The sequence below is a fragment of the Lentibacter algarum genome (genome assembly GCF_040580765.1).
Classification (GTDB): Bacteria; Pseudomonadota; Alphaproteobacteria; order Rhodobacterales; family Rhodobacteraceae; genus Lentibacter; species Lentibacter algarum.
In genome coordinates, this window is record NZ_CP158687.1 from 2,534,295 (window position 1) to 2,551,603 (window position 17,309).

14 protein-coding genes and 2 pseudogenes are annotated in these 17,309 nt (G+C 53.2%); 6 read left to right on the plus strand and 10 right to left on the minus strand.

Annotated features, from left to right (window positions below; genetic code table 11):
* Positions 1-39: 39 nt before the first annotated feature.
* From DSM117340_RS12630 to DSM117340_RS12660, 7 genes and pseudogenes are all read right to left on the minus strand, one after another.
* The gene (locus DSM117340_RS12630) at positions 40-1,323 is read right to left on the minus strand and encodes an ABC transporter substrate-binding protein (protein WP_354689678.1); all 1,284 of its coding nucleotides are present in this window, start codon (positions 1,321-1,323) and stop codon (positions 40-42) included.
* Between the two features lie 75 nt (positions 1,324-1,398).
* A pseudogene (locus tag DSM117340_RS12635) lies at positions 1,399-1,548 on the minus strand (branched-chain amino acid ABC transporter permease); the annotation flags it as partial.
* A gap of 186 nt (positions 1,549-1,734) precedes the next feature.
* A pseudogene (locus tag DSM117340_RS12640) lies at positions 1,735-2,691 on the minus strand (branched-chain amino acid ABC transporter permease); the annotation flags it as partial.
* Positions 2,691-2,945, minus strand: coding sequence for a hypothetical protein (locus tag DSM117340_RS12645; RefSeq protein WP_089892233.1), 255 nt, complete (start codon positions 2,943-2,945; stop codon positions 2,691-2,693). The gene DSM117340_RS12645 and the pseudogene DSM117340_RS12640, both read right to left, overlap by 1 nt.
* A 4-nt stretch (positions 2,946-2,949) precedes the next feature.
* Positions 2,950-3,951, minus strand: a complete 1,002-nt coding sequence (locus DSM117340_RS12650) for a branched-chain amino acid ABC transporter permease (RefSeq protein ID WP_089892236.1) — start codon at positions 3,949-3,951, stop codon at positions 2,950-2,952.
* Between the two features lie 38 nt (positions 3,952-3,989).
* Positions 3,990-4,811: an ABC transporter ATP-binding protein gene (locus tag DSM117340_RS12655; RefSeq protein ID WP_089892239.1), complete on the minus strand. Its 822-nt coding sequence runs from the start codon at positions 4,809-4,811 to the stop codon at positions 3,990-3,992.
* The gene (locus DSM117340_RS12660) at positions 4,808-6,781 is read right to left on the minus strand and encodes an AMP-binding protein (RefSeq protein ID WP_089893624.1); all 1,974 of its coding nucleotides are present in this window, start codon (positions 6,779-6,781) and stop codon (positions 4,808-4,810) included. The genes DSM117340_RS12655 and DSM117340_RS12660 overlap by 4 nt, the downstream gene beginning before the upstream one ends.
* A gap of 206 nt (positions 6,782-6,987) precedes the next feature.
* Between DSM117340_RS12660 and DSM117340_RS12665 the strand changes: the two genes are divergently transcribed.
* Entirely contained in the window at positions 6,988-8,898 is a 1,911-nt protein-coding gene (locus DSM117340_RS12665) for a PAS-domain containing protein (protein WP_089892242.1), read from the plus strand.
* Positions 8,895-9,596, plus strand: a complete 702-nt coding sequence (locus DSM117340_RS12670) for a response regulator transcription factor (RefSeq protein ID WP_089892245.1) — start codon at positions 8,895-8,897, stop codon at positions 9,594-9,596. The genes DSM117340_RS12665 and DSM117340_RS12670 overlap by 4 nt, the downstream gene beginning before the upstream one ends.
* Here DSM117340_RS12670 and DSM117340_RS12675 read toward each other — a convergent pair.
* A complete protein-coding gene (locus DSM117340_RS12675) occupies positions 9,593-10,786 on the minus strand; it encodes a hydantoinase/carbamoylase family amidase (RefSeq protein WP_089892248.1) in 1,194 nt (397 codons plus the stop codon). The two genes, DSM117340_RS12670 and DSM117340_RS12675, sit on opposite strands and share 4 nt — an antisense overlap.
* Before the next feature lie 3 nt (positions 10,787-10,789).
* The gene (fdhF, locus tag DSM117340_RS12680; protein WP_089892251.1) at positions 10,790-13,567 is read right to left on the minus strand and encodes a formate dehydrogenase subunit alpha; all 2,778 of its coding nucleotides are present in this window, start codon (positions 13,565-13,567) and stop codon (positions 10,790-10,792) included.
* Positions 13,568-13,756: 189 nt separating this feature from the next.
* Between fdhF and DSM117340_RS12685 the strand changes: the two genes are divergently transcribed.
* Genes DSM117340_RS12685 through DSM117340_RS12700 form a run of 4 tightly spaced genes read left to right on the plus strand, consistent with a single transcriptional unit; the run spans position 13,757 to position 16,870 of the window.
* Positions 13,757-14,407: a histidine phosphatase family protein gene (locus DSM117340_RS12685; RefSeq protein ID WP_089892254.1), complete on the plus strand. Its 651-nt coding sequence runs from the start codon at positions 13,757-13,759 to the stop codon at positions 14,405-14,407.
* A 13-nt stretch (positions 14,408-14,420) separates the two neighbouring features.
* Complete coding sequence (locus tag DSM117340_RS12690) at positions 14,421-15,464, plus strand: saccharopine dehydrogenase (protein WP_089892258.1); 1,044 nt, start codon at positions 14,421-14,423, stop codon at positions 15,462-15,464.
* Positions 15,461-15,715, plus strand: coding sequence for a SemiSWEET transporter (locus tag DSM117340_RS12695; RefSeq protein WP_089892261.1), 255 nt, complete (start codon positions 15,461-15,463; stop codon positions 15,713-15,715). The genes DSM117340_RS12690 and DSM117340_RS12695 overlap by 4 nt, the downstream gene beginning before the upstream one ends.
* 12 nt (positions 15,716-15,727) lie before the next feature.
* Positions 15,728-16,870 carry a saccharopine dehydrogenase C-terminal domain-containing protein gene (locus DSM117340_RS12700; protein WP_089892264.1) on the plus strand — a complete coding sequence of 381 codons (1,143 nt, stop codon included), beginning with the start codon at positions 15,728-15,730 and terminating at the stop codon, positions 16,868-16,870.
* A gap of 61 nt (positions 16,871-16,931) precedes the next feature.
* On the opposite strand, the gene DSM117340_RS12705 is transcribed toward DSM117340_RS12700, so the two are convergent.
* Positions 16,932-17,258 carry a DUF3775 domain-containing protein gene (locus tag DSM117340_RS12705; RefSeq protein ID WP_089892267.1) on the minus strand — a complete coding sequence of 109 codons (327 nt, stop codon included), beginning with the start codon at positions 17,256-17,258 and terminating at the stop codon, positions 16,932-16,934.
* Positions 17,259-17,309 lie beyond the last annotated feature (51 nt).

Genomic DNA, 17,309 nt, shown 5'->3' on the forward strand with positions numbered 1-17,309 from the left:
ATTGGCCGCCCACCCGTTTGAGTGGGCGGCCAGAAGCGCTTAGTTGCAGCGCTGTTCGATGTTGTTTTCAGCGGCGAACGCCTCTGAGTCTGCGGTGATCAGCGGCAGGATAACGTCCATGTCCGATGGTCCGAAGTCAGAGATCAGGTTCCACTTTTTGTCAGCTGCGTTCCACTGCGTGATCCCGCCGAGGCCTGGGCCACCGTGGTTTTCGCAAGAAACGGCAAAGCTTGGCCCGAAGTTTGGCATACCAAGAGCTATCATGCCTTCTTCTGTGATCTCAAGCGCTTCCATACCGTCACGCATCATCGCTGGTGTGATCTGGGCTGTGCCATGGATCTCTTGAGCTTTTTTCGCCGCTTCTGCTGCGAGCATCGCTGCATACATACCGCGGTTGTAAAGCACTGTCCCGATCTGGTCGCCAGCGCCAGCCGCGAGGCCTTTGTCGACAACGTGTGTTTTGATGTCATCAAACACAGGGAAGTCAGAACCAACGTTATGGAACGTTACCGATTTGTAGCCATTGGCCGCATCACCAGCAGGTGTCACATCGTGCTCTGCACCTGACCACCAGATACCAATGAAGTTTTCCATGTTGAAACGGATGTTCGCCGCTTCTTGGATCGCAACTTGGTTCATAACGCCCCAGCCGTACATAATTACATAGTCAGGCTTGTCGCGGCGGATCTGGAGCCACTGTGATTTCTGCTCCTGACCAGGATGGTCTACGGGAAGAAGGCTCAGTTCATAGCCGTGCTTCGTCGAAAGCTCTTCCAGCGTGCGGATCGGCTCTTTGCCATAGGCAGAGTTGTGATACACGAGGGCCACTTTTTTGCCCTTGATGTCACCACCGTTTGTTTCGAGCAGGTGGTTAATCGCAACAGATGCACCGTTCCAGTAGTTCGCTGGGTAGTTAAACACGTGGCTGAAGACCTTGCCGTTTGCGGCAGATGTACGGCCATAGCCCATTGTGTGGAGCGGAATACCGTCAGCTGTCACTTTGGGGATCAGCTGGTAGGTGATACCTGTTGAGAGCGGTTGATAAACAAGTGCGCCTTCGCCTTTTGTGGACTCATAGCACTCAACGCCTTTTTCGGTGTTGTAGCCTGTTTCGCACTCAGGAACTTTGGTCATGATGCCGCCGATACCACCATCACGCTCGTTGAGCATTGTGAAGTAGTCTGCGTAGCCGTCTGCAAACGGGATACCACCCGCCGCATATGGGCCAGTCCGGTATGAGAGTGACGGGAACACAAGGTCCGCCATCACTGGGCCTGCCGCCATAACGGCTGCCACGGCCATAGTTGCTAGTTTCGTCTTCATCGGGGTCTCCTCCCTTGGTTTTTTCCGATGTTAGCCACAGCTATTGCGCTGAAGCCCTTATTTGTTGCCCTGCCCTTAGTGTGGGAATGGCCACAACCGTAGTTTCTCCTTCGCCACGCGCCACAGCTGGGCAAGCCCATGTGGCTCAGCGATGAGGAAGATAATGATCAACGCACCAACGATCACAAGCTGCAAGTGGGCCACAATATCAGTGGGCCAACCCATACCGCCAATGGTCAGAGCATAAGCCATGAAGGCTGCGATGCTCGCAAAAATCCACCCCACACCAGCGCCTGCAATCAGGCTGCGTGTGCGCACAATATTGATCACCAGCATGACAACCGCAGCGGCGAAAGCCACTAGGAACACCCAGCTCATGACTGAAGAAAAGCCTGATATTTCATCGGTACTGTCTGCAAGCATAAGCTTGAGAAGAACTGGCAAGAGCACGAGGAAAGCCGCGCCTGCGAATGATCCAAAGATCGAGCCGAGACCTCCAATAATCACCATAAACAGAACGATAAACGACTTCTGGATGCCGAAGGCTTCACCAACTTCAACGGCGCCAAGGTAGACCGCAAAGAAGAGCGCGCCAGCGATGCCGATGTAGAAAGAACTTACCGCAAAAGCACTTAGCTTTGCTTTTAGCGGGTTCACCCCAATGATTTCAGCCGCGATGTCCATATCACGGATGGCCATCCATTTGCGTCCAGACGCCCCACGCGTGAGGTTGCGTGCAACGATTGCGCAGAGAGCGGCGATAACTAAGCAGAAAAGATAAGTCGCCCAGGCGTCAGTGCTCGGCCCCGTGATTGCGACCCCAAAGATTTCTCGCTCAGGCGCATTGATCTGACCAGAAGCTGAATAGTTATAAGCCCAGGACCATTTGTTGAATAGCCAAACAAGGAAGAACTGCGCAGCCAAAGTTGCAACCGCAAGGTAGAAGCCTTTGATGCGGAGGCTCGGCAGGCCAAACAGAACACCGACAACAGCCGTCACAAGTCCAGCAAGGATGACAGAGAAAAAGATATTAATAGGTGGGAGCGCATATTGCACACCGTCTATCCAGATATCGAGACCTGTCATGAACTTGTAGCAAGCATAGGCTCCCACGGCCATAAAGCCGCCAGTACCGAGCGAAACCTGCCCACAATACCCGACAAGTATATTTAGACCAATTGCAGCGATTGAATAAATCAAGAACGGCAAGAAGATCGCATTCACCCAATAATCATTGATCAGGAAGGGAACCATCGCAAAGGCCACAAAGAGCACAAAATAGTAGCGATAGCGGTCGAATTTGATCGGGAAGGTTTGCCCGTCATCTTGATAGGACGTCTTATAGTCACCAGCTTCACGGTAAAACATCAGACTCTCTCCCCGTTTAGTTCTTCTTGATGGCTTAGGTCAGCGCGGTTCGCGCGCTTGGCGTAGCCTGTTGCTTCTGCGTGGCGTACAAGCTGGAGATAGGTCCAGATCCCGATGCCCGCTCCAATGGCAGCAAATACAGCAGCCATGGTCATTTGACTTTCGTTGTCGACGTTCGCCGAGAAGGCGAGGTACCCAAAGGCCCAGAAGCCTGACCATGCCACCACGTTGATAATCGCAATGATTTTCATCATGGTGTCAGACCCTCTCGATGATCTTCTCGCCAAACAACCCTTGAGGGCGGAAGACGAGGAAAATAAGAGCGAGCACATAGGCAAACCAATTTTCGGTGGCCCCGCCGACCATTGGGCCAACGGCGAATTCAAAAAGCTTTTCGCCGACGCCAATGATCAGGCCACCGACGATCGCACCCGGAATGGAGGTGAAGCCACCAAGCATCAGAACGGGCAAGGCCTTCAGAGCAATGAGTGAGAGCGAGAATTGGACACCTGATTTTGTGCCCCACATGATACCTGCCACCAGAGCGACAAAACCCGCGAGAGACCAGACCATCACCCAGATAAAGTTGAGGTTGATACCAACCGAAAGTGCCGCTTGGTGATCATCCGCAACAGCACGCATGGCGCGGCCTTGTTTGCTGTATTGGCTGAAAATCACGAGCGCCAGAACAAGGATAGCAGCGATCACAGTTGCAAACATGTCAAGCTTATCGATGAAGAAGCCGTAGAAGTTTTCGTTACCGAAGCCCATCCAGCGCGTGCTGTCTTCAAGCCATATGCTTGCACCCTGCGGTAGGCCGACATCGAGGTTTTTAATCTCGGAGCCCCACATCAAATCGCTGATACCTTCGAGGAAGTAGGCAAGACCGATTGTCGCCATGAAAAGAATAATTGGCTCCTGTCCGACAAGGTGGCGGAAGACGAATTTCTGCACGAGCCATGCCAGCAAAACCATAAAGGCAGCCGTCAGCAAAATGCCGAGCAGTGCAGGCAAATGCCAGCCAAAGTGGTGTACTTCCGTGCCAAACATCGCATTGATCAGATGGCTGAAAGGCACCTGACCATTCATTATTCCGACAAGAGTGGCCGCGGCAAAAAGCGCCATAACGCCTTGGGCGTAGTTGAAAATACCAGAGGCTTTATAGATCAGAACAAAGCCGAGGGCGACAAGGGCATAGAGAACCCCAGCCATAAGTCCGTTTAGGAAGACTTCTATCCCAAAAATCAGATTGTCAGGCATTGTTGAGGCCTCCAAATACTTGTGTCAGTTGGGCTTGCTTAGTCATGGCTCACCCCCAAATAGGCGTCGATCACGTCTTGGTTGTTGCGCACCTCATCAGGTGTGCCGTCGCCAATTTTCTTACCGTAATCCATCACGACAACCCGGTCGCTCAAATCCATAACCACACCCATATCGTGCTCAATCAGAGCAATCGTGGTTCCAAATTCGTCGTTCACATCAAGAATAAAGCGGCTCATGTCCTCTTTTTCTTCAACGTTCATCCCAGCCATCGGTTCATCAAGCAGCAAGAGTGAAGGCTCAGCGGCCAGCGCGCGCGCCAGCTCTACGCGTTTTTTGAGACCATAAGGCAAACGCGCCACGGGCGTCTTTCGGATCGCCTGAATTTCGAGAAAATCGATAATTTTCTCAGCCCGCTCGCGGTTTTCAACCTCTTCGCGCTCAGCCTTACCCTTCCAGAGACCCTGAGCAAAAAGCCCTGTGGTCATGTGGTTAAGACGACCTGTCATCACGTTATCAAGAACGCTCATACCGTCAAACAAAGCGATGTTCTGAAATGTCCGGGCAATCCCTTGACGGGCAACTTCATAAGGCCGCATCTGTGGGCGCTTTGCACCCTGATACCAAACCTCCCCCTGCTGAGGGATATAGAAGCCCGAGATAACATTGAGCATCGAGGATTTGCCCGCACCGTTCGGTCCGATAATAGCGCGGATTTCGCCTTCCTTGATGTCAAAGCTGATATCAGTAATAGCCTTCACCCCACCAAAACTCAGTGTGATGTTTTTCATCTCCATCAACGTACCGCCAATCTTGCGGCCGTCAGCTGTGGTGTAGCCTTCTGTACTCATGTCGTTCATTCTGCTGCCACCTTCTGTGTCGTGACGGTCTGAACCTTGGCGTCAACAATACTCAAAGTCGCGCTGATGGCGCCTTTGCGTCCGTCTTCGTAGGTTACTTCCGTTGTAGTCGAAATTTGGGGTGAGCCGTCGTAGAGGGCATCAACGATGTCCTTGAACTTATCGGCCACAATCACGCGGCGCACTTTTCGTGTCCGGGTCATTTCGCCATCATCCGCATCAAGCTCTTTATGCAAGACGACAAAGCGGTGCACCTGACAGCCCGAAAGCATTTCATCCTGCGCTACAGATTTGTTCACCTCTTCCACGTGGCTCTGGATTGAAGCCAGAACCTTGGGATGGCCCGCAAGCTCTTGGTAAGAGGCATAAGCGATATTGTTACGCTCTGCCCAGTTACCCACCGCCGTCAGGTCGATATTGATAAACGCAACGCAGCGGTCCTTGCCATTGCCAAAGAGCACAGCTTCGAGAATGTCAGGGTAGAACTTGAGTTTGTTCTCAACATATTTTGGAGCAAACAAGCTACCGTCTGCCATTGTTCCCACGTCTTTCGCACGATCGATGATCCGCAAATGACCTGTGTCTGGCTCAAAGAAACCAGCATCACCTGTAGCGACCCAACCTTCAGGGTCTTTGGTCGAGGCTGTGCTTTCCGCATTCTTGTAATACTCTACAAACGTGCCTTCAGAGCGATAGTAGATTTCGCCGTTTTCCTCGATACGTATCTCAACGCCTTTAGCAGGCACGCCCACCGTGTCAGCACGCACTTCACCATCTGGCTGGACAGTGATGAAAACCGAGGCTTCTGTCTGACCATACAGCTGCTTGAGGTTGATACCAAGAGAGCGATAGAAGTCAAAAATCTCAGGGCCAATGGCCTCACCCGCCGTATAACCAACACGCACACGGCTAAAGCCAAGCGTGTTCTTGAGTGGTCCGTAGATACAGAGCTCACCAAGCTTATACTTCAAGCGATCCATAAACCCGACAGACTTGCCGTCCAAGATTGCTGGGCCGACTTTCTTTGCATGCGCCATAAACACATCAAAGAGCCGCTTCTTAAACGGACTAGCATCTTCCATGCGGATCATCACGTTTGTCAGCTGCGTTTCAAAAATACGCGGCGGGGCAAAATAATATGTCGGACCAATCTCGCGCAGATCGGTCATCATGGTTTCTGGGCTCTCAGGGCAATTCGTGCAGAAGCCCGTCCAATACGCCTGACCAACCGAGAAGATAAAATCACCCACCCACGCCATCGGTAAATACGCCAGAATTTCATCGCCTGCATTCAGATGATCAAACTCACTGGCATTCTTCGCTGTCTCGATAATGTTTCTGTTAGAGAGCACAACGCCTTTTGGCTTACCTGTCGTGCCAGACGTGTAAAGCATTACGCAGGTGCTGTCATAAGTCAGCTTCTCACGGCGCTCTTTGAGGTCTTCGATCAGCTCATAATAAGCCGCGCGACCTTGTGCTTGGATATCTACAAACCGGTGCAGCGCATGGTGGTCATACTTACGTAAGCCGCGTGGATCGACATAAATCATATGTTCGAACTGATGCAGCCCATCTTGAATTTCGATAACTTTGTCGACTTGCTCTTGGTCCTGACAGACCACAAAGCGCGCACCACAATGCTCCATGACATAAGCCATCTCTTCAGCAGAGGCATCTTGATACAGCGGAACGGGAATGGCACCCACAGATTGAGCCGCAACCATCGTCCAGTAAAAATGCGGACGGTTTCTGCCAATGATTGCAACAAAGTCGCCCTCATTCACGCCGAGATTAATAAACCCAAGCGCCAGCGCCTCGATTTCCTTCTCGGTTTCGGCCCAAGTCCAGCTCTGCCAGATGCCAAATTCTTTTTCTCGGTAAGCCGCCTTATTGGCAAACTCCCGAGCGTTACGCTGCAACAGCGCTGGAACGGACGCGAGTCCGCTCGTCGCTTCTGACGACTGTGTCAAATCTTTTCCTCCCTTTGCCCCTTTCGGGCCAAACTCGCCACTTTCTGAGCGATTCTCCTTCCCCCAGCGTGACTGTTTCAGAGTTGCCGTCAACTTTTACCTGATCATTTCGCGAATCTAACAAATTGTAACAAGCTGCATTTGGCCGTCTGTGGGGCTTTGCCTACATCTGTTTGGGTGTTAGCACATGGGCAGAAAGGCGGCTCATGACTAACAATCCTGACAATCAAGCTATGACAATGGCTGGGCTCAATCTCATTCAACAAGCACTGTCGATCTATGACAGTGACTTGCGTCTCGTGGTGTCAAATGAGCGGTTTCGCTCAATGTTCGCTCTTCCCGACTGGACTGTAACACCTGGAGCAGAGTTTGCCGCAACGATCCGTTATCTCGCTGAGCGCGGCGAATATGGGGCAATTGATGATATTGACGCATTTGTTAAGGAGCGGGTTGATCTCGCCCGCGCGTTTGAAGCGCACTACATTGAGAGGCAAATGAGCAACGGGCGCTGGATCTCAGTCGAAGGTTCTCCTCTGCCCAACGGTGGGTGGGTCGCTGTCTATACAGACATCACTGGATCTAAACGCCAAGAAGAGCTTTTACGCACACGCTCCGAGTCTTTATCAGACCAACTTCTCAACCGTGCTGAGGAGCTTGCGAAAACCAACCGTGAACTCGAAGCCACAGTTACCGCGCTTGAAGAAGCAAAGCGACAGCTCACCGCGATGGAAGCGCGCACCCGCCTGACAACTGAAATGATGCCCGCACACATCGCACATGTAAGCTCCAACAAAGTCTACACCTACTCAAACCGGCGGGTGAGCTCCGTCATGCCTGGCAGCTTGGCTGATCCTGTAGGACACCACGCTTCTGAAGTGCTAGGTGCACAGCCTTACAGCGTGATTTCGCCTCACTTGGAGCGTGGTTTTGCTGGCGCCTCTTCGGTCTTTGAATTCAATCACGAACCCAGTTCACGACGGATCCGCGTCGCGCTGACACCAGACAGCAGTACAGGCGGAGTGTACATCCTATCGATGGACATTACAGAGGAGACACAAACACGCTCAGCTCTTCAACAGAACCGTCGCCGTCAACTTGCGGCCCAAATGGTATCTGGACTTGCGCATGACTTCTCCAATCTCCTGACAATTGTCCTTGGCTCTCAAAGCCGGCTGCAACGGCTGGGCTTACCTCCAAAGGCTGATGCTCTCATTAACGCTACACTCACGGCTGCACGCCGTGGCGGAGACTTGCTCAATCGCATCGCAGACATGACAGGCTTGCGTGACCTCCATCCACTGCCAACACGCCTGCAGACCTTTTTGACAGAGTTTGAAACGCTTGCGAGCACAACGCTTCCTGAAGGCGTCACCCTGAGCCTTGAAAGTCGTTTTTTGCCATCAAACCTTATCCTCATGTTGGACTCAGGCAGCCTGCAGGACAGCTTGCTCAACCTCGTCTTGAACGCACGAGATGCCTGCAACGGCGATGGTGAAATCTCCCTCTTGGTCGATGTCGTTCAAGACACGTGGATTGAATTTACAGTTATAGATACAGGGCCTGGGTTTTCTGAACATGCCTTATCACACGTGTTTGACCCCTTCTTTACAACCAAAGGCGATAATGGCTCGGGTCTTGGCCTTGCTATGGTCTATGACGTGGCAAAGCTCTCAGGTGGCCGAGTTCAGGCGCGCAATGGCACTACTGGCGCCGAAGTCAGCCTGCGCCTTCCTCTTCGCCTTGCGCCATCGCCCGTCGCACCCGGACTGGTGTTGCTTGTTGAAGATAACGCCTTGATACGAACCGATGTGCGAGAAATGTTGATTTCGCAAGGCCATACTGTGATCGAGGCCACCAGCACAGAAGAGGCGCTGCTCCTCGCCCAAGACTTGCCAGATATTGCGCTGGTCCTCTCGGACATATCGCTCGAAGGTGAAGCGACAGGCATCGACTTGATCGAACGTTTGGGGCAGACACGACCAACAAGTTTTTTGATGACTTCTTTGCCTGAAACCGATCCACTCTTTCAACGTGCCGTCCAGCTCGCACCAGTTATCCGCAAGCCATTTAATTCCGAAACCCTTCAGATCTATCTTGGATTGGACACTGTCTCATGACCAAACCTCTTGTAACCATCCTTGATGACGAACGCGCTATTCGACAAATGCTCACTGATGCGCTGGAAGAGGCGGGCTTTGAGACCATGAGCTTCGCGCGCGCGACCGAGTTCGAAGCGGCGCTCAAGACCGCAATACCAGACGTCTGTCTCGTAGACCTTTCACTTCCTGACAAGGACGGGCTCACGCTCGTTCATCGCCTCGCCCTCGAACAAGGAGCCAGTGTGATCATCATATCAGGCCGCGCGCAGGTTCAAGATCGTGTCACAGGGTTAGAGCTTGGCGCAGATGACTACATTATCAAACCCTTTGAGCCCGCAGAAGTCGTTGCTCGCGTGCGCGCCCGTTTACGCAAAGCGGCTCCCGCCCCTCAAAGTACCGAAACTGCACGTTTCAACGGATGGACGGCACATTTTGAGCGCTATATTCTTGTTGATCAAGCTGGCCAAGAGACCGCATTTTCTCACGCCGAGGGAGAAGTTTTGCGACTGTTTCTGGAACGCCCCAAAAGGCTTATTTCTCGAGCCAACATGCAAGAAACGCTAGGTGGTGCAGCAGGCGAAAGTTTTGACCGTGCGATGGATGTGCGCATTTCGCGCCTCAGAACAAAGCTGGGGGAAGACCCGAAGAATCCCCGCCTGATCAAGACCATCTATGGCGCTGGCTATATTTTTCTTGGCGATGTGAGCTGGGGCTAAAGCCGCGCGACTGCTCCCGCCAAAACCTCAAGACCTGTGACCAAATCAGCTTCGTCTGTATCTTCTTCGAACGCGTGACTGATCCCGTTAATTGACGGAACAAACAGCATTGCGACAGGCAGATATCGCGCGACATTGGTTGCATCATGAAGCGCACCGGACGGCATCTTCCTCCAGCGTCCCGCAGCATGCTCTTCAGCACTGGCCTCAAGCGCTGACCGCAGATCCACGCTCATAGCAACTGGTTCCAGCCCCAACATGGGGCCAAACGAAAGTCCAACTCCCTGTGCTTCAGCGACCTCTGACGCGGCATGCCGAATGATCTTCTCCATGCGCCCCAAGCGGTCAGCATCACCGTCTCGCCATTGCATCGAGAAGGTGGCACGTCCGGGTACTATGGAGTGTGCATCGGGGTGCAACTTCACATGACCAATCGTCCAAACAGTTTGAGGCGTTACCACATTTTTAAAGCGCTCTCCAATAAGCGCATTGAAAGCCCCCAGCGCCTGAAAGGCGTCCTTGCGCAGATGCATTGGGGTCGTCCCCGCATGGTTCTGCTCGCCCTCGAAGGTAATACGCATATCGCGAATGCCGACAATGTCCGTCACCACACCAACGGCTTCGCCCGCTTGGTCAAGCCACGGGCCCTGCTCAATATGCATCTCAATAAAGCACGTAAATTGCTTTGGATCTACAAAGTTTCCAGCCTGAGAAGCCATAGATTCGCGCGCCTCTGCAAGAGTGGTGCCTGTGCGGTCTGTTAACTTGTCAGCCTCTTCAAGCGTCAACTCTCCAGACCAAACGGTGCTGCCTGTAGTCACGCCAAAGCGGCCTTCCTCGTCTTGAAAGCTCACCACAGACACAGCAGGTCCGCCTGATTCTTTTGCCGCGCGGGCAACTTCCAGTGCCGCAATCACACCCAAGGCTCCGTCAAGCCAGCCGCCCTCGGGTTGGCTGTCAGAATGAGACCCAAGCAAGACTGAGGGCCCGTCTGCCAGCCCGAAAAGAGACCCCATCGGGTCGTAATGAACCTTGAGACCCGCTTCTTCAAACTTCTGAGCAAGCCACGCCCGCGCAGTAATATCGGCTTCACTATAGGCTGGGCGCACAACGCCTTTGCCGACGCCAGACGCCCCGAACTGGCGCAAGGCGTGAAGATCAGAAAGAAAGCGAGTTGGATTGATATTCATATTCTATTCAGCAGCAACCGCACCCTCTGCCTTCTCCACTTTTACCGCCGAAAATTTAAACTCGGGAATCTTGCCATATGGATCAAGTGCAGGATTTGTAAGAATATTCGCTGCAGCTTCAACATAAGCAAAAGGTACGAATACCATATCCTCAGCGACAGCCCGATCAGCACGCGCCATGATCACGATACTGCCGCGTCGCGTGCTCAAGCGAACATGCTCACCCGGCTCCACACCAAGACGGCGCAAAGTCTTAGGATGCAACGAACAGTTGGCCTCAGGCTCCACGGCGTCCAAAACATTTGAGCGCCGTGTCATCGAACCAGTGTGCCAGTGCTCTAGCTGACGACCCGTTGTCATAATCATCGGATAGTCTGCATCAGGCGATTCATCAGGTGCGATTACACTTGCAGGCGTAAACTTTGCGCGTCCTTCTGCCCGCGGAAATCCATCCCCGAACACGATCGCCTGTCCCGGGTCAGTTTCGCTTAGGCTCGGATAGGTGATCGTCTCAGTCTTGAGCCGTTCCCATGTTATATTGTTGAGCGAGGCCATGTTAATCTTCATCTCGTTAAAGACCTCAGACACATCACCATAGTCCCAATTGAGTCCGACGCGCTGCGCCAGTTCGACTGTGATTTTCCAGTCTTCGCGCGCGTCACCTGGCGGTGTAACAGCTGGCCTCACACGCTGCACCTGACGGTTGGTGTTGCTCACCGTACCATTCTTCTCGTACAGCGCCGAAGCAGGAAGGATCACATCAGCATAGTTCGCTGTTTCGGTCAGGAAAATATCCTGCACAACGAGATGCTCAAGCTTTGCCAAAGCGTCACGCGCATGCTCCACATCAGGGTCTGACATCGCTGGATTTTCGCCCTGAATATACATCCCCTTGATGTTGCCGGCATAAGCTTCATCCATGATCTCCGTCACAGTCAGGCCTTTTTCGTTGGAAAAGTCTCCAGCCCCCCAAACATCGGTAAAGGCTTTGCGAATGCCGTCGTCCATGACACTTTGATAGTCAGGCAAGAACATCGGAACGAGGCCAGCATCAGACGCACCTTGTACGTTGTTCTGCCCACGCAATGGATGCAGCCCAGCGCCTGGCTTACCGACATTACCCGTCATCAAGGCAAGCGAAATCAGGCAACGTGAGTTATCCGTACCGTGGATGTGCTGGCTTACGCCCATGCCCCAGAAAATCATCCCGGCCTCAGCACCCGCAAAGATGCGTGCAACTCGGCGCAATTGATCAGGCGACACACCACAAATTTCACTCATCGCTTCGGGAGAGAAGTCCTTCAGATGTGCTTTCTCTGCTTCCCAGTTTTCGGTCCAACGATGGATGTACTGGCTGTCGTACAGCTCCTCTTCGACGATCACATGCATAATCGCGTTGAGCATGCTGACGTCTGTTCCTGGGCGAAACTGAACCATCTCTTCTGCAAAACGGCGCAAACCGACCCCACGTGGGTCCATTACTATGAGCTTGCCACCGCGCTTGGTGAACTGTTTGAAATAGGTCGCTGCAACAGGGTGGTTCTCAATCGGGTTCGCTCCGATGATTATTGCAACATCGGCGTTCTCAATCTCATTGAATGTCGCCGTAACAGCGCCGGAGCCAACATTCTCGATCAGCGCGGTTACAGAACTGGCATGGCAAAGCCGCGTGCAGTGATCGACGTTGTTGTGAAGAAAGCCCTGCCGAATGAATTTCTGAAAAAGATATGCCTCTTCATTGGTACATTTGGCCGAACCAAACCCCGCTACAGCCTTGCCGCCATGCTGATCACGCAGCCCAGACAGGCCACCTGCGGCAAACGCCATCGCTTCATCCCAGCTCGCCTCGCGAAAGAACTCGTTCCAGTTGTCTGGGTGTACATTGAGACCCTTTGCAGGAGCGTCTTCGCGGCGGATAAGCGGTTTTGTCAGGCGGTGAGAGTGATGAATGTAGTCAAACCCAAAGCGGCCCTTCACACAAAGCCGACCCTCGTTGGCAGGCCCGTTAATGCCTTCAACATATTTGACCTTGCCATCTTTGACCTTAAGCGAAACCTTGCAGCCAACGCCACAAAACGGACAGACACTTTCTGTTTCGCTGTCAAAATCCTTGCTGTCGCCTTGCTGCTGATCATCCAGCACGGTCGCAGGCATAAGCGCCCCAGTCGGGCAAGCCTGAACACATTCGCCACAAGCGACACATGAGCTCTCGCCCATCGGGTCATCCATATCAAACACAGGATAGGCCGAGTGCCCCCGACCCGCCATGCCGATCACATCATTGACCTGCACTTCACGGCACGCACGCACGCAAAGCCCGCAGGATATACAAGCATCAAGGTTCACCCGCATAGCAACATGGCTATCATCCAACAGCGGAATATGGCCCTCTTCCAGTTTGGGGAAACGGCTCTCGCTGACACCGTTGAGATCAGCCATATCCCACATGTGCGCAGATTTGTCGTGGCTCGTCTCACGCTCAGGCAAATCTGCCAAAAGCATTTCTACAACCATTTTACGGGCACTCGTTGCACGCGCATTATTGGTCACAACAACCATGCCCTCTTGCGGCTCGCGAATACAAGACGCAGCCAAGGTCCGTTCGCCCTCGATCTCAACCATACAAGCGCGACAGTTACCGTCAGGGCGATATCCCGGCGCAGGCTTATGGCAAAGATGCGGAATGACGAGCCCACGCCCGTTTGCCACTTCCCAAATGGTCATACCCTTTTCGGCCACAACCTGCTCACCATCGAGCGTGAACTTAACTGTTTCAGACATCGCGCGTCTCCTGTCGATCTTAACGCCCATCATAAAGCAGAGACGGCAACCTGAACACCTCACATTCCCGACACCCCACCACCCTTTTGCGCCGCCTTTCACCTCACTACATTTTCTTTGTCTTCATCCCCTTTAAACCGCTGCACCCTACGGCTAATCTTTGCGAGAATTTGATCAAATGAGGCGCAGATGGCAGAACTGATTCTGGTGCGGCACGGGCAGGCCAACAGCCACGCCACGGACGAGGCAAGCTATGACAAACTATCTGATCTGGGCCATACTCAAGCGCGTTGGCTCGGAGAGCATATGCGCGCCACCAACCCCCATTTTGATCATGTGATCACAGGCACTCTGCGCCGCCAAAAAGAGACGGCTGTAGGCATGGGATATGACAAAACTCGCGTCGATGGGCGCCTTGATGAATTACAATACTTCGCAATGGCAGCAGCTCTTGAAGCTGAACACGGAATTGTCACTCCAACTGACCCGACTGAGTTCGCCTCCCATCTGCCCAAGATGATTGGCTACTGGGCCGCCGATAAAGTGAAATCTGTCCCAGAGCGCTTCGCAGACTTTCATGCCCGCACAACGGGCCTCATTGAAGAAGTTTGCCAAGGACACGGCCGCGTGCTCTTGGTAACATCAGGAGGTGTTATCGGAACAATACTGCGCCATGTCTTGCACCTTTCTGATGATGGGATGGCAAAGATCATGTTGCAGGTGATGAATTCCTCGGTTCACCGCCTCGAATATGTACACGGCCAACTCATGCTTGGCAGTTTCAACGCGACGCCCCACCTCGATATCCCTGGCCGTGAACACGCCCGCACTTTTGTCTGAACAGGAACACAACATGACCCATCTCTGGCTCAGAGCCGAACAACGCGCCCACGAAGAACGTGTAGGCCTGACACCCGAGGGGGCAAAGGCACTGATCGATGCGGGTTTCCGTCTGACCGTCGAAGAAAGCTCTGTGCGCGCTATCCCACTGCAAGGCTATGTCGACGCCGGCGCCGAAGTTGCCCCGGAAAACAGCTGGCCCACAGCCCCCCGTGATGCGATCATCTTCGGCCTGAAAGAGCTGCCTGAAGATGGAACACCACTCCCCCACCGTCACATCATGTTTGGCCACGCCTACAAAGGTCAATTTTCCGGAAAAGCCTTGCTTGAAAGATTTAAAGCGGGCGGCGGTACGCTATACGACCTTGAATATCTTGTCGATGAAACAGGCCGCCGCGTCGCGGCTTTCGGGTATTGGGCAGGCTTCGCAGGGGCAGCTGTCACACTTAAAACATGGCTTGCTCAAAAAGAGGGCGCTCTTTGCCCTCCTGTTGGCGCTTATGCAAACAAAGATGCTCTCTTAGATGAGCTCCGCGCCGATCTTGTCACCAAGCCAAACGCCATCGTCATCGGCGCACTGGGCCGCGTTGGCACGGGGGCATCTGATTTGCTTGAGGCAATGGGCGTTTCCGTGACGAAATGGGACATGGCTGAAACTGCAAATGGCGGCCCCTTTCCAGAAATTCTTGAGCATGACATCTTCATCAACTGCATTCTTGCCCGCCCAGGAACACCGCAGTTTGTCCCGCTATCCGCAAAAGAGACCCCCCGTAAGCTCACCGCGATAGGTGATGTCGCGTGCGACCCTGACAGCGACTATAATCCTATTCCCGTCTACTCAGAAGCCACGACATGGGAAGCACCAGCGGTACGCGTCCATGATACCCCGCCACTTGATGTCATGGCTATCGACAACCTGCCTTCCATGCTCCCGCTCGAAAGCTCTGAGGACTTTGCTGCACAGCTTTTACCATCGCTCCTCACGCTTGACGTACTGACCGAAGGTGTCTGGGCCCGCGCCGAAAAAGACTTCGTTACACATGTAGGCGCTCTATGACACTCGCGCCTTACGTAGGCTATCTCGCCGCCGCGCTCGGCACGATTTGCTGGATACCACAGGCTTGGAAAGCTTGGAGAACGCGCAACACATCAGGAATATCTTTGGTGTCAAACATGCTGTTCCTAACAACGGTGTCGCTTTGGCTTCTCTATGGACTTTTGGTCTCAGACTGGCCCATCATCATCGCAAATATATTTGCTGTCATAGCGGTTCTCACGATCGTCGCAGCCAAACTGAAGTACAAATAAGGGACATAAAATATGACAATCCATTGGTGCGGCACAGGCCTTTCGGCCATTCCAGGCCTTCGCAAACTTATCGAAGAAGGCCACGCGGTGGTGGTCTGGAACCGCACAACCTCGAAGGCCAAAGAGGCCGTCGGCGACATTGCGCAAGATATTCGCAGCTTCGACATGGACGCAATTACAGCCGCAACAGCCAAAGACGACATCGTTGTCTCTATGCTCCCAGGCGATTGGCATGTGCCACTGGCCGAAATGTGTCTTGCACGCGGTGCGAACTTTGTGAGCTCAAGCTATATCGCCCCCGAAATGCGTGCACTTGATACTGCGTTCCGCGAGGCAGGCCTCATTTCGGTCAATGAAGTTGGCCTCGACCCGGGGATCGATCATCTGATGGCGCATGCGCTCGTCGCAGATTATCGCGCAAACGCGGCATATGACGCCAGTGCTGATATATCGTTCATTTCTTATTGTGGCGGTATTCCGAAACATCCCAACCCGTTCAGATACAAGTTCAGTTGGTCACCCCTTGGCGTGCTAAAAGCGCTACGGTCACCGTCAAAATCGATCAAAAACTTCACAGAGCTGAACGTCTCGCGCCCTTGGGACGCGATCAGCTCTTACGCCGCGCCTTTGGCAAGCCCAGAAACCTTTGAAGTTTATCCCAACCGCGATAGCTTGCCATTCATGGCGGATTACCAGTTCGAGCCAAGCTGGCGTATCAAAGAATTCGTACGTGGCACGTTGCGCCTAAACGGGTGGAAGGACGCATGGGCCGATGTCTTCACCGAAATCGAAACTCTTTCTGGTCCCGAAGGCGACATGCGCCTGAAGGAGATGTCAGATGGATTCTGGAATGAAAATGCCTACGATGAAGGTGAGCCTGATCGCGTCGTCATGTGCGTTGGATTGAAGGCCGAACAAGACGGAGGCGAAATCTACAACAAGACATATGTAATGGATGCCTGGGGAGATGCCCGCGGGACCGCGATGGCTCGCCTTGTCTCGATTCCCGTGTCTCTCGCGGTCAAAGCAGTGCTCAACCGCCAGATTGGTTCAGGTGTACACCCCGCGCCACATGACCCCAAACTGGTCGCCGAATGGCTAAAGGAAGTCGACACACTCGCTCAGCACCTACAAGTGGTCGATCACCTAGCCTAAGCGATCTTGGCACCAATACAATCTGAGAGGGTCGTGTTCCGCATTGCGAAATGCGACCTTCTTACCCTTTACGGATCAAATCATCTTCTTCGTCAAATGCCGAAAGCCCGAGCGCTTCCAGCCCGTTCTCCAAATGATCGGAAAGATGAGGTGTGCCCATAAGGTAGTCAGGTGTTGGAACCGTCGCCTCGGCGATAGCGGTGGCGCGCGCCTCTGCTAATTCTTCAGGCTCGAAGCTACCACGGCCAATCCACATTACTGCCACGAGATCAGTTAACTCCTCCTCACGGAGGGTTTCAAAAAAACCTGCAAGTTCGGCCTCTGCACGGCCCAGCTCGCGGGACATGAGAATAATTTGGGCAATTTTGTTGATACCAATTTCAAGCATGCTGTGTCCTCCTGTCGGCGCATGAGGCTCAGGATGTAACGCTTTCGCACT

Coding starts and splice junctions, on each gene's coding strand:
- DSM117340_RS12630 (WP_354689678.1), bottom strand. CDS start 1,323: ATGAAGACGAAACTAGCAACTATGGCCGTGGCAGCCGTTATGGCGGCA.
- DSM117340_RS12645 (WP_089892233.1), bottom strand. CDS start 2,945: ATGATGAAAATCATTGCGATTATCAACGTGGTGGCATGGTCAGGCTTC.
- DSM117340_RS12650 (WP_089892236.1), bottom strand. CDS start 3,951: ATGCCTGACAATCTGATTTTTGGGATAGAAGTCTTCCTAAACGGACTT.
- DSM117340_RS12655 (WP_089892239.1), bottom strand. CDS start 4,811: ATGAACGACATGAGTACAGAAGGCTACACCACAGCTGACGGCCGCAAG.
- DSM117340_RS12665 (WP_089892242.1), top strand. CDS start 6,988: ATGACTAACAATCCTGACAATCAAGCTATGACAATGGCTGGGCTCAAT.
- DSM117340_RS12670 (WP_089892245.1), top strand. CDS start 8,895: ATGACCAAACCTCTTGTAACCATCCTTGATGACGAACGCGCTATTCGA.
- DSM117340_RS12675 (WP_089892248.1), bottom strand. CDS start 10,786: ATGAATATCAATCCAACTCGCTTTCTTTCTGATCTTCACGCCTTGCGC.
- fdhF (WP_089892251.1), bottom strand. CDS start 13,567: ATGTCTGAAACAGTTAAGTTCACGCTCGATGGTGAGCAGGTTGTGGCC.
- DSM117340_RS12685 (WP_089892254.1), top strand. CDS start 13,757: ATGGCAGAACTGATTCTGGTGCGGCACGGGCAGGCCAACAGCCACGCC.
- DSM117340_RS12690 (WP_089892258.1), top strand. CDS start 14,421: ATGACCCATCTCTGGCTCAGAGCCGAACAACGCGCCCACGAAGAACGT.
- DSM117340_RS12695 (WP_089892261.1), top strand. CDS start 15,461: ATGACACTCGCGCCTTACGTAGGCTATCTCGCCGCCGCGCTCGGCACG.
- DSM117340_RS12700 (WP_089892264.1), top strand. CDS start 15,728: ATGACAATCCATTGGTGCGGCACAGGCCTTTCGGCCATTCCAGGCCTT.
- DSM117340_RS12705 (WP_089892267.1), bottom strand. CDS start 17,258: ATGCTTGAAATTGGTATCAACAAAATTGCCCAAATTATTCTCATGTCC.